Origin of the sequence: Collinsella sp. LCP19S3_B7, assembly GCF_052121795.1 — a bacterium.
Classification (GTDB): domain Bacteria; phylum Actinomycetota; class Coriobacteriia; order Coriobacteriales; family Coriobacteriaceae; genus Collinsella.
On the sequence record NZ_JBQKDO010000025.1, the window covers coordinates 1 to 17,790 of the forward strand.

The 17,790-nt window shown below is 44.6% G+C and carries 15 protein-coding genes, 1 tRNA gene and 1 pseudogene; 2 read left to right on the forward strand and 15 right to left on the reverse strand.

Going from position 1 to position 17,790, the window contains the following annotated elements; translation table 11 throughout:
* Positions 1–193: 193 nt before the first annotated feature.
* The 3 genes from ACTQW0_RS08135 to ACTQW0_RS08145 form a co-directional block, all read right to left on the reverse strand.
* Positions 194–270 (reverse strand) — tRNA-Arg (locus ACTQW0_RS08135).
* A 54-nt stretch (positions 271–324) separates the two neighbouring features.
* On the reverse strand, positions 325–1,092 hold the full coding sequence (locus tag ACTQW0_RS08140) for an ABC transporter ATP-binding protein (protein WP_117776189.1): 768 nt from the start codon (positions 1,090–1,092) through the stop codon (positions 325–327).
* A 12-nt stretch (positions 1,093–1,104) separates the two neighbouring features.
* Positions 1,105–1,950, reverse strand: a complete 846-nt coding sequence (locus ACTQW0_RS08145) for an ABC transporter permease (protein ID WP_441567700.1) — start codon at positions 1,948–1,950, stop codon at positions 1,105–1,107.
* Positions 1,951–2,111: 161 nt separating this feature from the next.
* Here ACTQW0_RS08145 and ACTQW0_RS08150 point away from each other — a divergent pair, with 161 nt between their 5' ends.
* Positions 2,112–3,041, forward strand: a complete 930-nt coding sequence (locus ACTQW0_RS08150; RefSeq protein ID WP_441567702.1) for a glycosyltransferase family 2 protein — start codon at positions 2,112–2,114, stop codon at positions 3,039–3,041.
* Positions 3,042–3,072: 31 nt separating this feature from the next.
* Here ACTQW0_RS08150 and ACTQW0_RS08155 read toward each other — a convergent pair whose 3' ends face one another.
* From ACTQW0_RS08155 to ACTQW0_RS08210, 12 genes and pseudogenes are all read right to left on the reverse strand, one after another.
* Positions 3,073–4,914, reverse strand: a complete 1,842-nt coding sequence (locus ACTQW0_RS08155; protein WP_441567704.1) for a hypothetical protein — start codon at positions 4,912–4,914, stop codon at positions 3,073–3,075.
* A 32-nt stretch (positions 4,915–4,946) separates the two neighbouring features.
* Complete coding sequence (locus ACTQW0_RS08160) at positions 4,947–6,134, reverse strand: LicD family protein (RefSeq protein ID WP_441567706.1); 1,188 nt, start codon at positions 6,132–6,134, stop codon at positions 4,947–4,949.
* 99 nt (positions 6,135–6,233) lie between these two features.
* Positions 6,234–8,114 carry a glycosyltransferase family 2 protein gene (locus ACTQW0_RS08165; protein ID WP_441567708.1) on the reverse strand — a complete coding sequence of 627 codons (1,881 nt, stop codon included), beginning with the start codon at positions 8,112–8,114 and terminating at the stop codon, positions 6,234–6,236.
* Between the two features lie 21 nt (positions 8,115–8,135).
* Complete coding sequence (locus ACTQW0_RS08170; protein ID WP_441567710.1) at positions 8,136–10,172, reverse strand: DUF6541 family protein; 2,037 nt, start codon at positions 10,170–10,172, stop codon at positions 8,136–8,138.
* Positions 10,173–10,322: 150 nt separating this feature from the next.
* Positions 10,323–10,655 (reverse strand): DUF2304 family protein, encoded by a 333-nt coding sequence (locus ACTQW0_RS08175; protein WP_441567712.1) that lies wholly within the window; start codon positions 10,653–10,655, stop codon positions 10,323–10,325.
* Positions 10,656–10,661: 6 nt separating this feature from the next.
* Positions 10,662–11,354 (reverse strand): glycosyltransferase family 2 protein, encoded by a 693-nt coding sequence (locus tag ACTQW0_RS08180; protein ID WP_441567714.1) that lies wholly within the window; start codon positions 11,352–11,354, stop codon positions 10,662–10,664.
* Between the two features lie 101 nt (positions 11,355–11,455).
* Complete coding sequence (locus tag ACTQW0_RS08185) at positions 11,456–12,382, reverse strand: glycosyltransferase (RefSeq protein WP_441567716.1); 927 nt, start codon at positions 12,380–12,382, stop codon at positions 11,456–11,458.
* A 14-nt stretch (positions 12,383–12,396) separates the two neighbouring features.
* Complete coding sequence (locus ACTQW0_RS08190; RefSeq protein ID WP_441567726.1) at positions 12,397–13,854, reverse strand: oligosaccharide flippase family protein; 1,458 nt, start codon at positions 13,852–13,854, stop codon at positions 12,397–12,399.
* Between the two features lie 63 nt (positions 13,855–13,917).
* The gene (locus ACTQW0_RS08195; protein ID WP_441567718.1) at positions 13,918–14,907 is read right to left on the reverse strand and encodes a glycosyltransferase family 2 protein; all 990 of its coding nucleotides are present in this window, start codon (positions 14,905–14,907) and stop codon (positions 13,918–13,920) included.
* Positions 14,904–15,633: pseudogene (wecB, locus tag ACTQW0_RS08200) on the reverse strand (non-hydrolyzing UDP-N-acetylglucosamine 2-epimerase). Before wecB ends, ACTQW0_RS08195 begins: the two are co-directional and overlap by 4 nt.
* A complete protein-coding gene (locus ACTQW0_RS08205; RefSeq protein WP_441567720.1) occupies positions 15,621–15,860 on the reverse strand; it encodes a hypothetical protein in 240 nt (79 codons plus the stop codon). Before ACTQW0_RS08205 ends, wecB begins: the two are co-directional and overlap by 13 nt.
* A gap of 22 nt (positions 15,861–15,882) precedes the next feature.
* Positions 15,883–16,680: a glycosyltransferase family 32 protein gene (locus ACTQW0_RS08210; RefSeq protein ID WP_441567722.1), complete on the reverse strand. Its 798-nt coding sequence runs from the start codon at positions 16,678–16,680 to the stop codon at positions 15,883–15,885.
* A 93-nt stretch (positions 16,681–16,773) separates the two neighbouring features.
* Here ACTQW0_RS08210 and ACTQW0_RS08215 point away from each other — a divergent pair, with 93 nt between their 5' ends.
* Complete coding sequence (locus ACTQW0_RS08215; protein WP_441567724.1) at positions 16,774–17,595, forward strand: glycosyltransferase; 822 nt, start codon at positions 16,774–16,776, stop codon at positions 17,593–17,595.
* Positions 17,596–17,790: the final 195 nt, after the last annotated feature.

Consider the following 17,790-nt stretch of genomic DNA (forward strand, 5'->3'; position numbering starts at 1 on the left):
GCCAGCCCCAGCTCCCGGGTCGCCCGGTGAAGGCGAGGAAGAAGGGCGTGAAGGGAGCGAAGAGCGTTGCTGCCTAGGCTAGCCCCTTGTCACACAAACTACCGAAGCCTCTGTTATTTTTGAGGGAGCACTGCATGCCCACGTGCCCAAAAAGCAAAGACCCGGCACAATAACCGGGTCTTCAAAAACTCTCTGGTGCTCCATGGCGGATTCGAACCGTCGACCTTGGGATTAGAAGTCCCCTGCTCTATCCAACTGAGCTAATGGAGCATAAAAGCCGCGTGTCCAAGCGGGTACAAGTTCACACGGCTAATAAATTATAACCTACTTGAACTGGTCGTGGTACGCCTTGCAGACCTCGTCCACGGGACCATCCATGCGTAGATCGCCTTTCTCGATCCATACAGCACGCTGGCAAATGCGCTCAACCTGCTCCATAGAGTGAGAAACGAACAAGACCGTAACGTCGCCACTCTCGATAAAGTGCTGAATGCGGCGCTCGCACTTCTGCTGGAAAAAGACATCGCCAACAGAAAGCGTCTCATCGACGATGAGGATATCGGGCTCGGTAATCGTGGCGATAGCAAAGGCAATGCGCGCAACCATACCCGAAGAGAAGTTCTTCAGCGGCATGTCAACGAAGTCTTTAAGCTCGGCGAACTCAATGATCTCGTCAAAACTAGCGTCAATAAACTCCTTGGTATAGCCAAGCAGCGCACCGTTCAGATAGATATTCTCACGTGCGGTAAGCTCCGGGTCAAAGCCGGCACCGAGCTCAATCAGCGGTGCAATATTGCCATGGACCTTAACCTCGCCCTCGCTGGGCTCCAAAACGCCAGCGATAATCTTGAGCATCGTAGACTTGCCGGAACCGTTAGTGCCAACAAGGCCAACGACCTCGCCGCGATGCACATCAAACGAAATGTGCTTAAGCGCACGGAATTCCTCAAAGAACAGCTCGTGCTTTGCGAGCTTAATAAAGTACTCCTTGAGGTTTGTAAGCGACTCGGACGCCATATTAAAAATCATGGTGACGTCTTTAACCTCAACAGCAAGGGGCTGCTTGCTGTAATCAATAGCAGATTCAGTCATGAACAGCACTCCTTAAATGTAGAGAATAAACTTGTGCTCAGTCTTATGAAACACGGTGTAGCCAATAGCAAGAGCAATAACAGCCCAAACAACACACAGCCCAAAGGTAAGCGCAGAGGGCATGGTGTTAAACAGGAAAATATCGCGCATAAACTGGAGGTAGTTGTACATGGGATTGACAACCACGAGCACCTGAATCCAATGTGCCATCTGGCTAATGAAGTCGGTCGTCCAGAAAATCGGCGTCAGATACATCCAGGCTGTAATAACAACGGTCCACAGGTGCATAACATCGCGGAAAAAGACTGCCAGCGCAGACAGCATCATGCCCAAGCCCATGCAGAAACACATAAGCAGGAGCAAGCAAACCGGCAGCAGAATTAAATGCCAGGTGGGAAGCACGTGGAACCAAAGCATAACCAAGGCGACGGCAACCAAAGAGAAGGCGAAGTTAACGAGCGAGAACAGCACCTTCTGCACCGGAAAGACCCAACGGTGCACCTTGACCTTCTTAAGCAGCGAGGAAGCCCAAATGATGGACATAAGCGCTTGGTTCGTCGACTCGGACATGACAGAGAAAGTCACGTTACCGACAATCAAGTAAAGCGGATACATTTCGGGCGTAATAGAACCATTGCGACCCTGCGCGAAGATTGTCGAGAACACAATCGACATAACAACCATCATCAGCAGCGGGTTAAGCACGGACCACGCCACACCCAGAACACTGCGACGATATTTGATTTTAAAATCTTTGGTGACAAGCTGCTTAAGAATGAACTTGTCCTTTTCAAAATCATTTTTAGCGTGAGAGGCCGGTTTAGCCGCCGCTTTCTGACTCTCTACATTGTCAGCCACGGACCATCTCCTTGTCTCGTAAAACATAACTTTAGAAAGTATAGCCCTCCCACGTTGACGATAACCCACCGCAACAAATCTGGAGAACTAACCCATATCTAATCAAAGGGGCAGGCGATAGGTATACTTTCGACCAGATGAGTCATTAAAGGAGGTCCTACATGGACTATTCGAATACCGCCGTCATAATTCCCTGCTACAACGAAGCGCTGACGATTGGCAAAGTTGTCGACGATTTTCATCGAGAGCTGCCCGGCGCAGTTGTCTATGTTTACGACAACAACTCTTCCGATGACACTTCGCATATCGCCAAGCAGCACGGGGCTAAGGTGCGCCACGAGCCCAGGCAGGGCAAAGGTAACGTGTGCCGTCAAATGTTCCGCGATATCGATGCCGAGTGCTACTTAATGGTCGACGGCGACGATACATACCCCGCCGAAGCTGCCAAGTCACTCTGCAATCCCATCCTTAACGGCGAAGCAGATATGACCGTTGGCGATCGCCTATCAAACGGCACCTATGCCGAGGAGAATAAACGAGCCTTTCACGGCTTTGGCAACAACCTTGTTCGTGCCATGATCAAATGGATTTACGGCTACAGCTTTGACGACGTGATGACCGGCTACCGAGCCATGAGCAAGCCCTTCGTCAAGACCTTCCCCGTATTGAGCGAGGGCTTCCAGATCGAAACCGAGCTCTCCATCCACGCCGTCGATCACCGCTGGCGCATTCAAGACGTGCCGGTAGACTATCGAGATCGGCCTGAGGGCTCTGAATCCAAACTCAATACGGTCAGCGACGGCATCAAAGTCATCGCAATGATCGGAACGCTCTTTAAAGACTATCGTCCGCTCAAGTTCTTTAGCCTTATCGCGCTCATCTTTGCCATCATAGGGCTCGCCCTCGGTATACCAATCGTCGCAGAGTACTTCCAGACCGGATTAGTCCCCCGCTTCCCCACCGCAATGCTCGCCGTCTCGTTCATGTTCCTATGCGGTCTTAGTCTGGCAACGGGGCTTATCCTCGACTCGGTTGCGAAGGTCGAAAGAAAGCAATGGGAGCTACAAGCCTATAAAACCTATTCAAAATAAGATGAGGTCCGGACTTAATCCGGACCTCATCTTATTTAAGACCCAAGTACTCTTCCCAGAACTCTCGAGAAGCCATGTACGGCATGGCATCTTTCCATGTCCTCCTGACGCTCTTGCCTTCTTTGCGATAGCGCGCCATCAGTTCGTGCTCTCGACGGCGAATACTCTTGAACCGCGCTCGGTCCATCGTGCGAACCGATCCTTTCTCGCGGGTCGGATCAAGAAAGACCAGCGTCTTGCAACGCGTCGAGTTGCCCTCAAGCGTACAGCTGCCATTCTTAACTACATAGCCGGGCTTTCCGCGCAACAGCGCATCGGGAAGATAGTGCTTGTCGTAAGGAATAGATCTCCAATACTTCATAAACTTTGAAGGACGGAATTCCAGATTAACATTAGCGAGCACTTGCTCCGTAACCCCAGCATTACGAAGAAGCTCTGGATCCATTTGGGAAACAGGAATCAGCTTTTCGTTTAACTTACCCTTACCGATCATCGTAACGGCACCATCAAGCTTCTGGAGATACTCAGGGCCACGCAGATAATCCTCAAAGCCATCGAGAATAAACTCGGCAGCCTGATAGTCCATATCGCGCAAGTTCTGACGTACCCCTCGCTGAATACGAAGGACAAACATCTTCTCATCAGCACAATCATCAAGAGCAATCATGGCAAAGAAGTTGCGGAAGTACTGGTAGCAATCCACCGAAGCCCTGAAACGCCCCTCAAAGCTTGCGTGCCACACGCAAATGCAATTCATAGTCATATAGACAGGCTTATTGCGCATGCCAAACTCAACGTCGTCGCAGCGGATAAAGAAAGGCATGGGAAGACCGTTCTTTTCGATAGCACCCACCGGAATGCAGCTATACCACCAGGCTCCATAAGCCTGATCTACCTCAACACTCGTACGCTCGTTTTCGAGAATATCGGACAACTTGCCAACATTCAGATCCCCTTTTACGCGACGATAGGCACCGGTAGTCGCCACATACGAGACGTCCTCGAACTGGCGAGTAGGATCTTCCATTGAGAGCATAGCGCCATTAATAAAGGCATCCTTATATTTGCCCTTAGCAAGAGAAAGAAGGTTGAACGTGCGAATCAAACTCTCGGGCATGATGGAGACATCGTCATCCATCAAGATGATATGGGTGAACTGACCTGGAGTTTCGGTAGCCGCCATCATTCCACGTGCGAATCCTCCCGAGCCGCCTGTGTTGGGGTTCGGAAGCACGGTGACCAGATCATCGGAAAGCGATGCAGCATCTAGCGTTTGCCCATTGTCGACGACAAACATGTGGAAGTGGTCGCGAATCGGACCATCCTCTTTAGAGATGCCGGTTTTAACAAGCTCAATGTTTGGAAGAATATATCGTTCATTCTTAAATGTGGTAGTAGAAAGAGCAAGATTGATCGGGTTAATTGAGCCCTCAGGAACATCCGTCAGGTAAGAAGCGCTCAAAAGGTCAACGGAATAGCCCTCGTCGCTCTCAATCCAAAAACCGATCAAGTCGTAGCCGGTTGTATCGATATCGATATCGAGAACGCAAGGATCAAGTTTATCGCCATCAAAAGGATACGATTTAAGCTCGACAGGATTCAGCTCGCCAGACCTCACTCCATGAACGACAACCCGTCCTCTGCCAAATAAAGCCATATGCAAGACGACGCCGTCAACAGACGCATATTGATGCCATTTACATGCAGATAGGCCATTTACATACGTCAGAAAGTCAACGTTTCCATTGATATGAAGTGAATGAATGTTGTCATCATACGAAGCATCGCCGGAGAGCACGCGATAGTAGAGTTCAGGAAAATACTTTGCATGCTTTTCAATTTTAAGTACAACATTCGCAAGTTTAAACTGCATTTTAAATACCTTAATCAAAGCCGTTGTAACTACTAATTACATTCGTCAACAAACCTTGCCATCGCGGAGCGAACATCGGGATCGGACAAAACATCCTTTGCAAAATGATCATGCCCGCAGATGTCCATAGGCATGTAAGGCCATCCAGGATAACAGGCGTCAGCGACCTTTTCCGCTTTCGCAGGAACCGAAAAAGAGAAACCGCCAAACGGATGCTTTCTTACGGGAAGAATATCGTTGCGATCCCAAATTATTTTACGCTTAGGGGCATTAAAAACGTTATCAATCGCGTATGCAAAATCGCCATGAGGCTCATCAGTCAACAAACCAAGTGCATGAGCCTTTTCGTTATACGAATCGAAAACACCCTGAACAAGATCAATATCCGCAGAAGAAATAACAGCTCTCTGAGCCTCCAAGTCAACATCCCCGCACTGCACACTAAGACCGCTGTCAGGGTGGACCATCCAAGGATTATCTTTCCAAAAACTAAACTCACCCTCATTTTGGTCAAAGAAATCCATAAGTTCAATTCTGAGTTGCCTAAGCTGATCGTTCGCGCGCTTAGAATTCTCGGCAGCCCAGTCATAAATCGAAATGTCTACGAAACAAGGAATAAGCGGGTTAGTTGAACAAAAGCGAACTTGACGGCACTTTACAAACCAGTCGTATACAAGAGTGATTTGATAATCAGGATCATCTTTTAAGGCGGCAGTGAGCTTATCCACATCGGACCTAGTCATGCAGATATCAATATCGTCGTCCCAAGGAATAAACCCCGATCGAGACAAAGTCCCCACAAGAGAGCCATAAGAAAGCCAGTATTGGATATTATTGGCGGCGCAAATCGCGTCTAGCTTGCTCATCAACGCCGCATTTGCCTGCTGCATCAATCGAATATCACCCTCGGCATCAGGTAACGCATCAAAGATTCTGCAACGAAGCTCAAAGGGCGTGAGATCGGGGTATGCACGCCGAGCCAGCAATTCAAAGCGAAGAGTCATCTGTTCCGATAGGCTTTGTTGGCGTTGCTTGAGCAATTCAATTTCTGGAAATAACCGAGTATCGAATTTGTAATTGATATTCATATTGATGCCGTTATCGGCCTGCTCAATACGGGCGAAAACCTCGTCAAAACGGCGGTCCAAATCCTCATGCATAGCATGCAACGATCGGGATGAGCCAGGAAGGATCTTTTTAATAGCAGAAAGCAAGGACATGGCTTAGCCTTCCCAACGACAAACAATGAAAGAAGCACAATTATTAATATGATACAAAAAAATGAGTGGGTCCCACTTTGAAACCCACTCACATGAAAACTACTCCGACGCCTCTTTCAAGTACTGTTTCCAGAAATCTATCGAAGTAAAGACATCTCTATACGAAGCGTATTCGGCATAGATCTTGTCTTTGTTACGCTTGAATTCCTTCTCGGCTTTACGAAAACGAGTCCAAACCTCTTTGAATCGCTTCTTGTCCATATGTCTAATGGCGCCCTTTTTATTAGGCATATCTACCACAATAAGCGTGTCAACATCCCTGATTTTGCCGGCGGGATAAACCCATCCCGCAGCATCGATGACAGCAACTTTGCCCCTACGCTTCGCTGAAACACTCACAAAGCGATGACCATTAATGGTGATGTAGTCAAAAATAGACTGCAGTTTGTTTCGGCCGCCTTCCAAGGACAAATTGTAATAAGTCAAAGAGTTTAGGTCGACGCCGAGCTTTAATGCCTCTGGAGCCAGTTGATCCAGAGCAACCATCGTCTCCTTTTCCCTATTTGCCTCCATGAAACGCGCCTCGGCAACAGGATGGGAAATCCATTCTGGACCCCTCAGAAAATCCTCCAGTCCTTTAACAGCAAGCATTGCGTCGTCATAATTAAATTTCTTGAGATCAAGCTCGACCTCTCGCCTGATTTCTTTTAGAAAATCAGTAATCGGTGCAATGCCAGTTGTCGCTTGACTGATGAGTGTATTTCGGCTCACCTGATATCGTTCAACAGCAGCGCTGTATTTGAACTTAAACGCATTGTGCCAGACACAGATTCCATTCATGGTCATGAATTTGGGCTTGCAGCGAAGAGCAAACTCGGCATCATCGGATCGAACAAACAACGGCAGAGGAAGCCCGTAGGCTTCAATAGCCGTTACAGGAATCACGCAGTACCACCAACCTGCATACTGCTGAATCGTATCTCCATATAAATCCGAAGGTGTCTGGAAAACCTCAGACTCAACGATGTCATGGAGTGACGTCATATGACCTTCGGGTTTCAAAGGAGAAAAATTGCCCTTTTGAGTAAAAAATCCCAAATCTTCAGTACGAAGCTCCGGCTCTTCAAGGCTCATCATCGCGCCAGATAAAAAGGCATCAACATATTCGTCTTTAAGCAATGACAGCAGATTGAACGTTCGAATGAAACTCTCCGGAAGAACCTCAACATCATCATCCATGAGCAAAACGTGCGTCGCTTTCGGAGACTGCTCTAGCGCCTCAATCATGCCGCGAGCAAATCCACCGGAACCACCGACATTAGGATTGGGGTGAATCGTGACCTGCGGAGAATTTAAGCTAGCACAATCTAGCGATCGTCCGTTATCAATAACATGTACATGGAAATGCTTCGAAATCAGCTCGTCAGAATCTATTACATATTTCTGTAAAAGTGAAAGATTGCGAAGGATGTAATCCTCCTTTTTGAATGTAGTGCTTGCGAGCGCAAGCTCGACAGAGCGAACATCATGCCCATCGCAGACGCAATAATAATATGCGTTGCGAATCTTAACAGGGCCAGCCGTGCTGATGCGGAATGAGTGGAGCGTCTCCCCATCAATTGGCGTGAGTTCCAAATCAAAGGACTCCCACTCATCAGATGAACACAGCTCAGCGTCCGAGCGGTCTACTAAAGAGGAACTCCAGCTGAAGCTATTGGCATATGTCTGTTGAAGGACACAGGCAGAACCACGATATTCAAAATGGAGATAGAACCTATTTGCAATTGTGTACTTCCGCCACTTACAAATAGAAAGAGAATTAAAGTACGTCGTAAAGTCAATTCTTGAAGGTGACACTATGTTGACAGAACTATTAGAAACTGGGACCGCATGGCCCTCAAGCACCCTGTAGCACAGTGATGGGTACTGAGACATAACATCAGAATCGCTAAATACCAAATTGGCGAGTTTAAACTTCATCTAACAACCAACCATAATTCTCTAATTGACATCATCTATTCGATACAGACGGTTATCGCCTTTCGATAGTACTAACGTAAGCCCTGGAGTATCATCTGTGATCTTATTGATACCCCTCCAGAGCTTCTCCTGATAGTACATATAATAAGGATGCTCGTCATCCCTACGACCACCTTGCCCTAATATCAAAACATACTTTGCGCTCAAATTTTGGGCCGCTTGTCTAACTTCAGGATTCACTGAAATTTGATTCAGCTTAGTGCGTACCAATTGGCTGTCCCTAGTGTCATTATTATTTTCGCCAATATGGGTCGTGCGGTAGTAGACATTTAAATCAGAAACCGAATTTGCAAAGAAGCTGCCGTCCTCCGGATTATTAAGAATAACATCGTCTGAAGTGACAACCTTTTTTACCTCATTAACAAAAGCTTGCTCTTCTCCCGAATAAAAATTAGGAGCGGTAAGTGAGTATTTACCGATCTGCGCAGCCGATGTATTACCAAAAGCAGTAGTGATATTTAAATGACCATATATGTCAAAATTAGGGGCATAGATCAATACTGATGCGATTAAAAGGAGCACTGAAGCGATGGCTCCGGCGGACCAATACTCAAAACAATAGCAGTGCTTAATTCGGTCATAAAGGAATTCGAGTACGCGACGACAGCCCACAACTACCAATGGCATCGATGCAAGTACACAAATAGCAGCCACCCGATTACCGTCTGTATACCAAAATCCTGACAGCAACGATTTTAAAGACAAATCGGTACCCTTAGCAACAATAATAATCATTGCGCCAACGATAAACGACGCACATAGCCACCTATTTTGCTTTTCTCTAAAGGAATAAAGGGCCCCTACGATAAAGAGCAGAGAAATAAGAAGCTGAGCCATACATCCGAGAGAAAAAGAGAAATCAAAGCAATTAACAAACGCTTGGAATAACGAACATTCCCCGGACCACCAAAAGCCAACGATGTTCTGCATAAAAGGCAGCTTGTACATAAATACCCATATGGCAACGACGCCTAAGCAAAAAATCGCCATAATGCCGTTTCTTTTTTTGTCTGAGAAACAGGAGGTTGAGAAATATAACCGAGACGCAATATAAGGACAGACAAACACACCAAAGGTAAAGATTGCAGATGGGTGAACAAATGCAACCCCCAAAACCCCCATACACATCAAGAAAGCGGTGGAAACATCACTTTTACCGTTTCTGAAAGAGTCTGACAACGTAATTAGCGCAGAAGCCAAAGCCGGAACGAAAAAGCATGCAATAACATATGGGAAAAGAGGCCCATTGCAAGTGACCAGTTTCCAGGGAAAAGCAGAAAAAGCAAGAGTAAACAATGATCCTAGACGCACAACTGAATCATTATCGGGGTATAGAGTCCGCATAAAAGTAAGAACGCAAATTGGAAAACAGACAGCCATCAAGACGACAAACGAAGAAGTTTCAGCGATAGCCGAACTATGCGAAGTCAACCCGCCGGCAACGGCCGCAATGATATGCCAACCGGAGGGATAAAAACCACCTGAGCCATTAGAACCAGTACACGGCATCACACCTTCAGGAAGCAGAGAATAAATATTAGGCACCTGTGTATAGTCCCCAGAAGCCATAAAAAAGTGAATCAAATTCAAATGCGTAACATTGTCGTGGGCCTGATCGAAGCTAAAGGCGCTATCCATATTTTTGACAAAGAAAATCGAAGTTAGAACCAAAGCCACACATACGTACAGAAAAGCAAGAGAAAGGTCTTGTCTTGAGATCGATACAGTTAATTGCTTTAAAAAAACCCGAGCAATAGCAAATAGACTCAGACCAATGGCAAAGTTAATGATGAAGAAAAAGAGAGCGTTTGTTGAGAAGCCCATAATAGAAAGTACTAGCCCCGTGGTCGAATACAGGGCGAAGCTCAATGCAGGAGCAATGGCGATCTGAAGAAAGTCGATCCTCGAACGAACTGCACAAGCGAGCAACATTCCGGGAAAATAGAGAACGCAAAGGAATGCAAAAGCGTTACATAAAAATAAGAACCAGCCGTACATAAACAAAACCAATCAATATAAGCAATATTTACCGAAACGCACAAGCAGGCACAATAAATAGGATGAGATCGAGATTACTCCACAATGACCGCTGACAATATTCGGTTGCTTTATCAGAAAGCCAATTGCACTCGATAACCCGCGTAAGAATTATTCATTAGATTTGCCAAGAGCAATCGACTGCGCCAAACCATTGATGCGTTCCTCCTGTTTTGAGATTCGAAGCGAATTAGAAAAATCTCTCATCACGAGAACCGCGATAACGTAAAGAAAAACAAAATTCGAGGCCGACATAAAACCAAGCTCAGAAGAAATATATAATGCGATTTCAGGAAATACGCCAAGTAAAACGAAGCTCAGGCTAAACAATAGCCAAAACAAAGAATCAAGGACCTGTATCTGCGATTTTTTCAACTTCCGAATTACGAAGGTGAAAACAAGGGTAGCAAAAATGATAAGAAGCGCACGCAAAGTCGTAGACACAATGAATCACCTAAACCAATGAACAATAAGAAGGGTAGCAAATACTCTAACCATATATTGAGCCGATCTAATTGGATTTAAATAGCTCTCGCCACCCTGTCGTTCACGCATGGAAACCTGAACCTCGGAGACCGAATATCCTTGTTTTAAAAACAATGCAATAGATTCTGGCTCGGGATTAAGAGTATTGTCGTAATAGTATCTTTCGAGTACAGGGCGACTAAACAGCCTGAAGCCAGATGTGGGATCACTAATGCGACGACCGGTCATCATCTTAATCAAAACGGTAATCATGCGTGAACCAATCATGCGCATCGATTTGTCTTTGCGAACGGTCAGGAATCTAGAACCGATAACGATATCCGAGCCAGTGTCTTCAGCCTTTTCAACAAGAGAAGATAAATACTCTGGGCGGTGCTGCCCATCAGCATCAAACTGGATCATATAGTCGTAGCCGTGATCGACGGCATATCGAGCTGCAGTCTGAAAACCAACTGTAAGACCACAGTTTATCGGCATATTAATGACTCTGCAGCCCAACGAATCACAAATCTCGCCCGTCCTATCACGAGAGCCATCATTGATAATAACGAAGTCAAATTCTGGAGCTATCGATCGAAGCTCTTTAACTGTACCCTCAATGCATTCCTCTTCGTTATATGCAGGCATTGCAATAAGTACATCCGATCTAGACGACAAACGTGCACCATTCTCTCATTAACGCAAAAACGACAATTTATAAGTTAATTACTTTCATCATATGCTAAAAATACAGTCTAAAACAGTCATCAAATTTAAAACTAGGAAATTGCAGCCCTGAATAACCGTATAACTTTGCCAAGATAAGCAGCAGAGCACAAAGGAATTTGAGCGAAGCCGAGCATTGCGGCAAGATAATTCTTCTGACGGACATGATTCAAGGCACGATTAAATAACATATTAGCTTCAGCATACTTGCGAGCGGCTTTTTCGTCATAGCGAGAATCGACATATTCCTGAATTTGGCGAATATCAGTCCCCCTCAGACCCTGTCGAGCAAACGCCGAAGTCAACGCAACCTGAGTAAGATACTGCTTATACAAATTTGAACGAGAAATGCTCTTCTCCGTCATCCGATATTTCAAAAGAGGAGCCGGGACATTTCCAATAGCGTATCCTTCCTCGATAGCTCTTAAAATGAAATCATAGTCCTCCGCATATGCCACCATGCGGTATCCACCCATAAATACCTCGCGTCGACCAAACCATGTCGGATGTGGGACACAATTGTTAAAACGAAGGGCACATTTTATTGATTCAGGCTTAATTGGTAAATTGCTGACCGAATACAAAGGCCGCGATGCTTCATCAATGACGTTTAAATATGACCCCACAAGATCAAGCTTATTCGCAACTAAATACTCAAGCTGTGTGTCAATCCTAGATTCATCCGAAACATCATCTGCATCCATACGACAAATATACGCACCGCGAGACCTTTCTATACCCTTGTTCAAAGATGCGGCCAAACCAATATTTAATTCATTTTTTATGAATGAAACACGAGTATCAGAAGCAGCATGTTGAATCAATTGCTCGAGCTCTAAATTCAAGGGATCATCAAGGATGATAATCAGCTCAAGATCACGGTAAGTTTGATTCAATACAGATGAAATTGACTGTTGCAGCTGCTCAGGAGATTCTCTGTAGCAAGACATGACCACAGATACAAGTTGTTTCTCCCTCATTTAATACTCCGAATTCATAGTTTAATTAAGTTCCTGATCAATTTTTTTTCACCGCTGTTTAAGGCTATTACCCATTCGAAACCAAAATACAACAAAAGATATATGCATGCATAGATAAAGATTTGACCGAAGGAAATAGTGGTATCAATTCTAAGGCTATAAATGAAACAAAATATGAAGATAGCTACGAATGCAGCAATTACAATCCGAAGCATCGAAGACCAAAACCTGCGAATATCAAGGCCGATCTTTGAATAATACCAATTCATAATTAAGCCATTGCCGATAAGCATTGATAGAGCTGTAGAAAGTGCCGCACCAACGATTCCGATGACATTTACAAGTATTAAGGTAAGAAAAATATTGGCTATCGCGATGCACAGATACATTGCGCCGCGAAAATAGTACTTGTTAATCACCTGAAGAATTGTTAACCCGAGATTCTGGATAATATCAATGGTGAAGGGCAGCATTACTACAACTGCAATCATATATGCATTATGAAAGCCCTCACCGGCCCACAACAAGATGAAATCGTCGCCCATAACAACAAACGCACCCAAAATAGCCAAACATGTTAATAATGAAATTCTTCCAACATTGATGAAAAGATCTGATAGTTCCTTAAAGTCGTGGTTGTGATGAACGATTTCCGACACTCTAGGCAAAAAAACAGAGGCGGCCGCAATGCCAACGCTCATATATGCGCCGTAAATCTGGGATCCAACTGAATACACAGCAACCTGATTAGGCCCGAAGAAATACCCAATAATCAGTTGATCGCATTTCCAAAATATTTGATCTGCCAAAGTGACTAAAACAATAGAAGTGCTAAATCTCAGAAGACTTTTAGCAAGAGAAGGATCCCAGCCATGATATGTGCTCTTAATTTTTAAGACTCTTTTTTCATAGACAGCTTGAATCAAAGCGCAAATTGAATTGGTAACAAACACAACGCAGCACACCATGAGAGCGTTTCCAAAAAACCGTGCAAAAACGCAAACCAAGGGAAGCTGCAAAATAAGACAAGCTAATTGAGAGATTTTTAAAAACACGAAGCGCTCGTTAGCGGTGATGGTACAAACGCTCAGCGTATTAAACATGACCACAATCATGTTGGCACCCATGATGAGTAGCATGAGTGAACACTCACTGAGCTGTGCGGCTGTAAAAGCATCCTTATAAACAAATCTAACCAACAAAACAAGCGCAAAGATTACAACAACGCATAATACAGAAATAACAACATAGAGTCGCCTCGCAATTGCAAGGCAGTTTTCCATCTTCTCTTCGTCCTTATTAGCTTTATACATGCAATAAAAACGACCGACGCCCGCAGACAAAACTCCATTGATTGAAACAACATAAGCCATAACCGACCCTATCAACTGATAGAGTCCGTATTCACTCTGTCCGATAACACGGAGCAATAGTGGAACGAAGGCAAGTTGAACTACAATTTGCCCAATCATATAAACATATGAGACAAGAACACCGTTTTGCCTGCGAGATAAAGCCAGCAACTTTCAACCCCATTAAATCAATCGAGAGTGAACCCAAACGCCTATGGAGCCCACGCGCCAAAAACCTTTTACCATGAGATGGAAAAACACACCGAACTGCTTAACACCCGATGTAATGAAAGGATTATTCTGCCATCTTGGAAAACGAGAAGACATCCATCCGAAGAAATGCCTCTTAATATATTTATTATATCCGCAGCATTGCAGCGACCTTATCCCACCCCAATAAAGCACGTGAACAATAGCCATGTATTCCAACGCATGAAGTTCATCATCCGAAAGGGAAATAGAGCTTTTGATTACAAAATCGAAAGCCCTAAGGACATCGAAAATTGACTCGATGTTTGGTGACGATAAAACACTACCCCTATGTTTAACATAATGGTATACAACATCGTCTACATACCCGATCTTCTTAGCACGTAAGACAAGGGCCATTGCCGTCGACAAATCTTCGGCTATTGAAAGCCCATTAGAAAAAGAAACATCATCCTGAAGAAGTAAATGTCGACTATAAATTTGTGCCCAAAGGCTTTCGCTCCGAAGTAAGGCTTTGTCCTTGGATAATGTCCCGCAAGAACTGAATGCGCGAGATGGCATCTCAGACACTACAACGCCATCAGGACTTATCACGTCATAGTTGAAAAACATGATATCGCACTCAGTACTTTGCATTCTCTCCAAAGCACGGGCCAATGACTCCAGATCAACCATGTCATCAGAATCAAGAAACAGAACACAGTCTGCCTCAGCATGCCTAAGGCCTTCTTCTCGTGCACTATTTTGACCGCCATTACACTTATGAATAACTTTGGCATCAAGGCCATATCGCTTAGGAACCTGGCCAGCTAGAACCGAATGCTCCTCATCGCTGCCGTCATCAACAACAATGACCTGCAAATCGATACTTTTGATATCTGGTCGACAAACAGATTCTATGCACCGCTCATAAAAAAACTTATCCGTATTAAAAAAAGGAATAATTACTGATAAAGACGTCATAAATGCTCCATGAGGATATCGGCGATTTTCTTGCTGGCGGTCCCGTCGCCATAAGGATTGCTTGCTTGACTCATTTTGCGATATGCTTCAGCATCGTTCAGTAAGTTTTTGAACTCTGAATAGATAATCTGTTCATTAGTGCCAACAAGCTTTAATGTCCCCGCGGCAAGCCCTTCGGGTCGCTCCGTAGTGTCGCGCATTACAAGAACAGGCTTTCCCAAAGAAGGGGCTTCTTCTTGAATTCCACCTGAATCTGTCAAAATAAGGTACGCCGCGTTCATATAATTGTGGAAATCAACGACATCGAGCGGATCGATGATTTTTAATCTGTCAAATCCGTCGAGCTCACTATGTGCGGCTTTCCTGACAGTCGGATTCATATGAATTGGATAGATAGCCTTAGTATCAGGAACTTCTTCCATCACCTTTCTAATTGCTCTAAACATATTATGCATAGGTTCACCGAGATTTTCCCTTCGATGCGCAGTAATAAGAATTAATCTCGAATCACTTGCCCAATCCAAATATTGATTCGAGTATGATTGATCAACAGTTGTTTTTAGTGCATCTATAGATGTTGTACGTTCTTAGGCCAGCCTCCACATGACCAACGGGAATATGAAGATAGAATGCCGTCAATCCAGCGGCAAAAGATGTAGATGTATCTCCATGAACCAAGACGATGTCAGGATCGAGCGGCTCAAGGATATCTTTTAATCCCAGCAAAACTCACTGGTAATGTCAAATAAGGTCTGCCCAGGTTTCATAATTGACAAATTATAATCAGCAATAACCCCGAAAACAGACAGAACTTGGTCGAGCATTTCTTTATGCTGTCCCGTGACAACAACCGATACATCAAAATCGCTTTTACGAGCTCTAAGCTCATTGACAAGAAGACACATCTTAATAGCTTCCGGCCTTGTACCAAAAACTAATAAATCTTTCTTCATCTTCGTTATCCCTTCACACAATTTATTTTCTCGCTAGCATTTTCCAAAACACACGAGTCTTTGAAGTTAAATAAGAAAAGTCACCGGTTTGAAAACCATATTTACATCTTAGGTAGATGCTGATTAAAACCGGCGGCAACCAAGGATGCTTCTCGAGCAACTGAAATCGCTGCTCTTGGAAGCCCTGTTCAACGTCGTCAAGCCATGAGCCTGCAAAATGATGAATCGTATGAGAATTAGAGGTTAGCGTGATAACGCCAGTCTCATGACTTTTTGGACAAAACCAATCACTCGGGTACAAAGCAAAGCCGTCAACAACCTGAAATGAATTGTTAGAAACAAGGCCGCGGCGCACACATTCGTTGGTAATGGCGACAACGTTAGTTGTCATATCAAATGAACCGTCCGGCAATATAAATCTCCTTGATTCATATTGCTTAAGAAGGTCGCGGAATAACGGGAAACCGGCTTCGCAACCCATAATCCCCGTTGAGACAGTATTATTTGATTCAAATCCAGAAAAAGCCTGATGATCAAGGAAGCAATCAAGAGAAGAAAGAACCTCAACATCGGTGTCCATATAAATACCGCCGCAAGTAACTAAGGCAAGCAAACGCACATAGTCGCTAACAAAAGCCCATTTCTTTGAATGAAGCGCTTCTTCAACGTATTTGTTTGCATGTAAATCAAACGAGGTTTCATCCCAGCGGCGAATCTCATAATCAGGACAATATTTCCGCCAAGATTCAATACACCTAACAGCATCCTCAGACAAATCTCTGCCGCCAAGCCAAACATAGTGAATAACTTTAGGTATCAATGTCATAACCCCTCATGAACCAAAAGACAGCTAAATTAGTGAAGCTCATTCCTGTATCATTCTAATAATAACAATGCTAAAAGAAGGGCTTATATGGCAGTCAATGGAAAACCTGAATGTGTATACGGCACTTTTCTGATTGGCGATGACTACGCAAAGGGCGTATTGGCACTATATCGCAGCATCCGGGCTACTAAAACGAGTCATCCCTTTGTTGTTTTCGCTTGTGATTGCAGCAATAACACAATCGAAAAATTAAGAGGTTCGGGTTGTCGCGTTCTCAATATTGAGAACCTTACGCCCCCAACCATCATAATGAAAAAGAACCGACTCGCTGGATTTGAACGCTGGAATAATACTTTCTCAAAATTGAGAATCCTATCTTTTGATCAATTTAAAAAAATTATTTTGTTAGATTCCGACATGATGGTTCAAAATAATATAGACCATCTATTTGATGAGCACCACATGTCGGCTGTTGCTGCCGGAAAACTAACTCGTCCCAACTGGACAGACCTTAATTCTGGTTTGATGGTTATTGAACCATCAAAACTCGAGTTCCAGAGAGCGCTGGAGATGCTTCAGGCGATCTCCAGCGACCCTTCTGAACTAATCAAATATCCAAAGGGGATTGGCGATCAGGATATTATTCAAGCTCTATATCCAAACTGGCCGGAAAAGGAAGAACTTCATTTGTCTGAAAGCTACAACTTATTCCAAGATTGTCTAACACGCTATGAGAAACTTGGTTTCATCAATCCCGAGGATGCACACGTAATTCATTTTGAGCTGAATCCCAAGCCATGGGCATATTCTGCGCTTAGCTATATTCAGATTTTATTTAGGTGTATTAGATTTCACTCCACCGCCGAGCTTAAGGCGCTTCGTAAATACAGCAGCTATCTAAAGGACTAGCAGTTCGCGCCATTCATCTAATGACGAATAATAGCGCGAACTAATTGATGGACAGGGTGACGCATAATTTCTTTCGCAAATTGTCAACCGCATAGCGGAACACGGCCCGCGCCCCGTCATATGATTTCTAGCGACTAAACAACAAATCACCGACGAAGGGGGCACGGGCCGTGTCTGCGAACATCGTATCAGTCG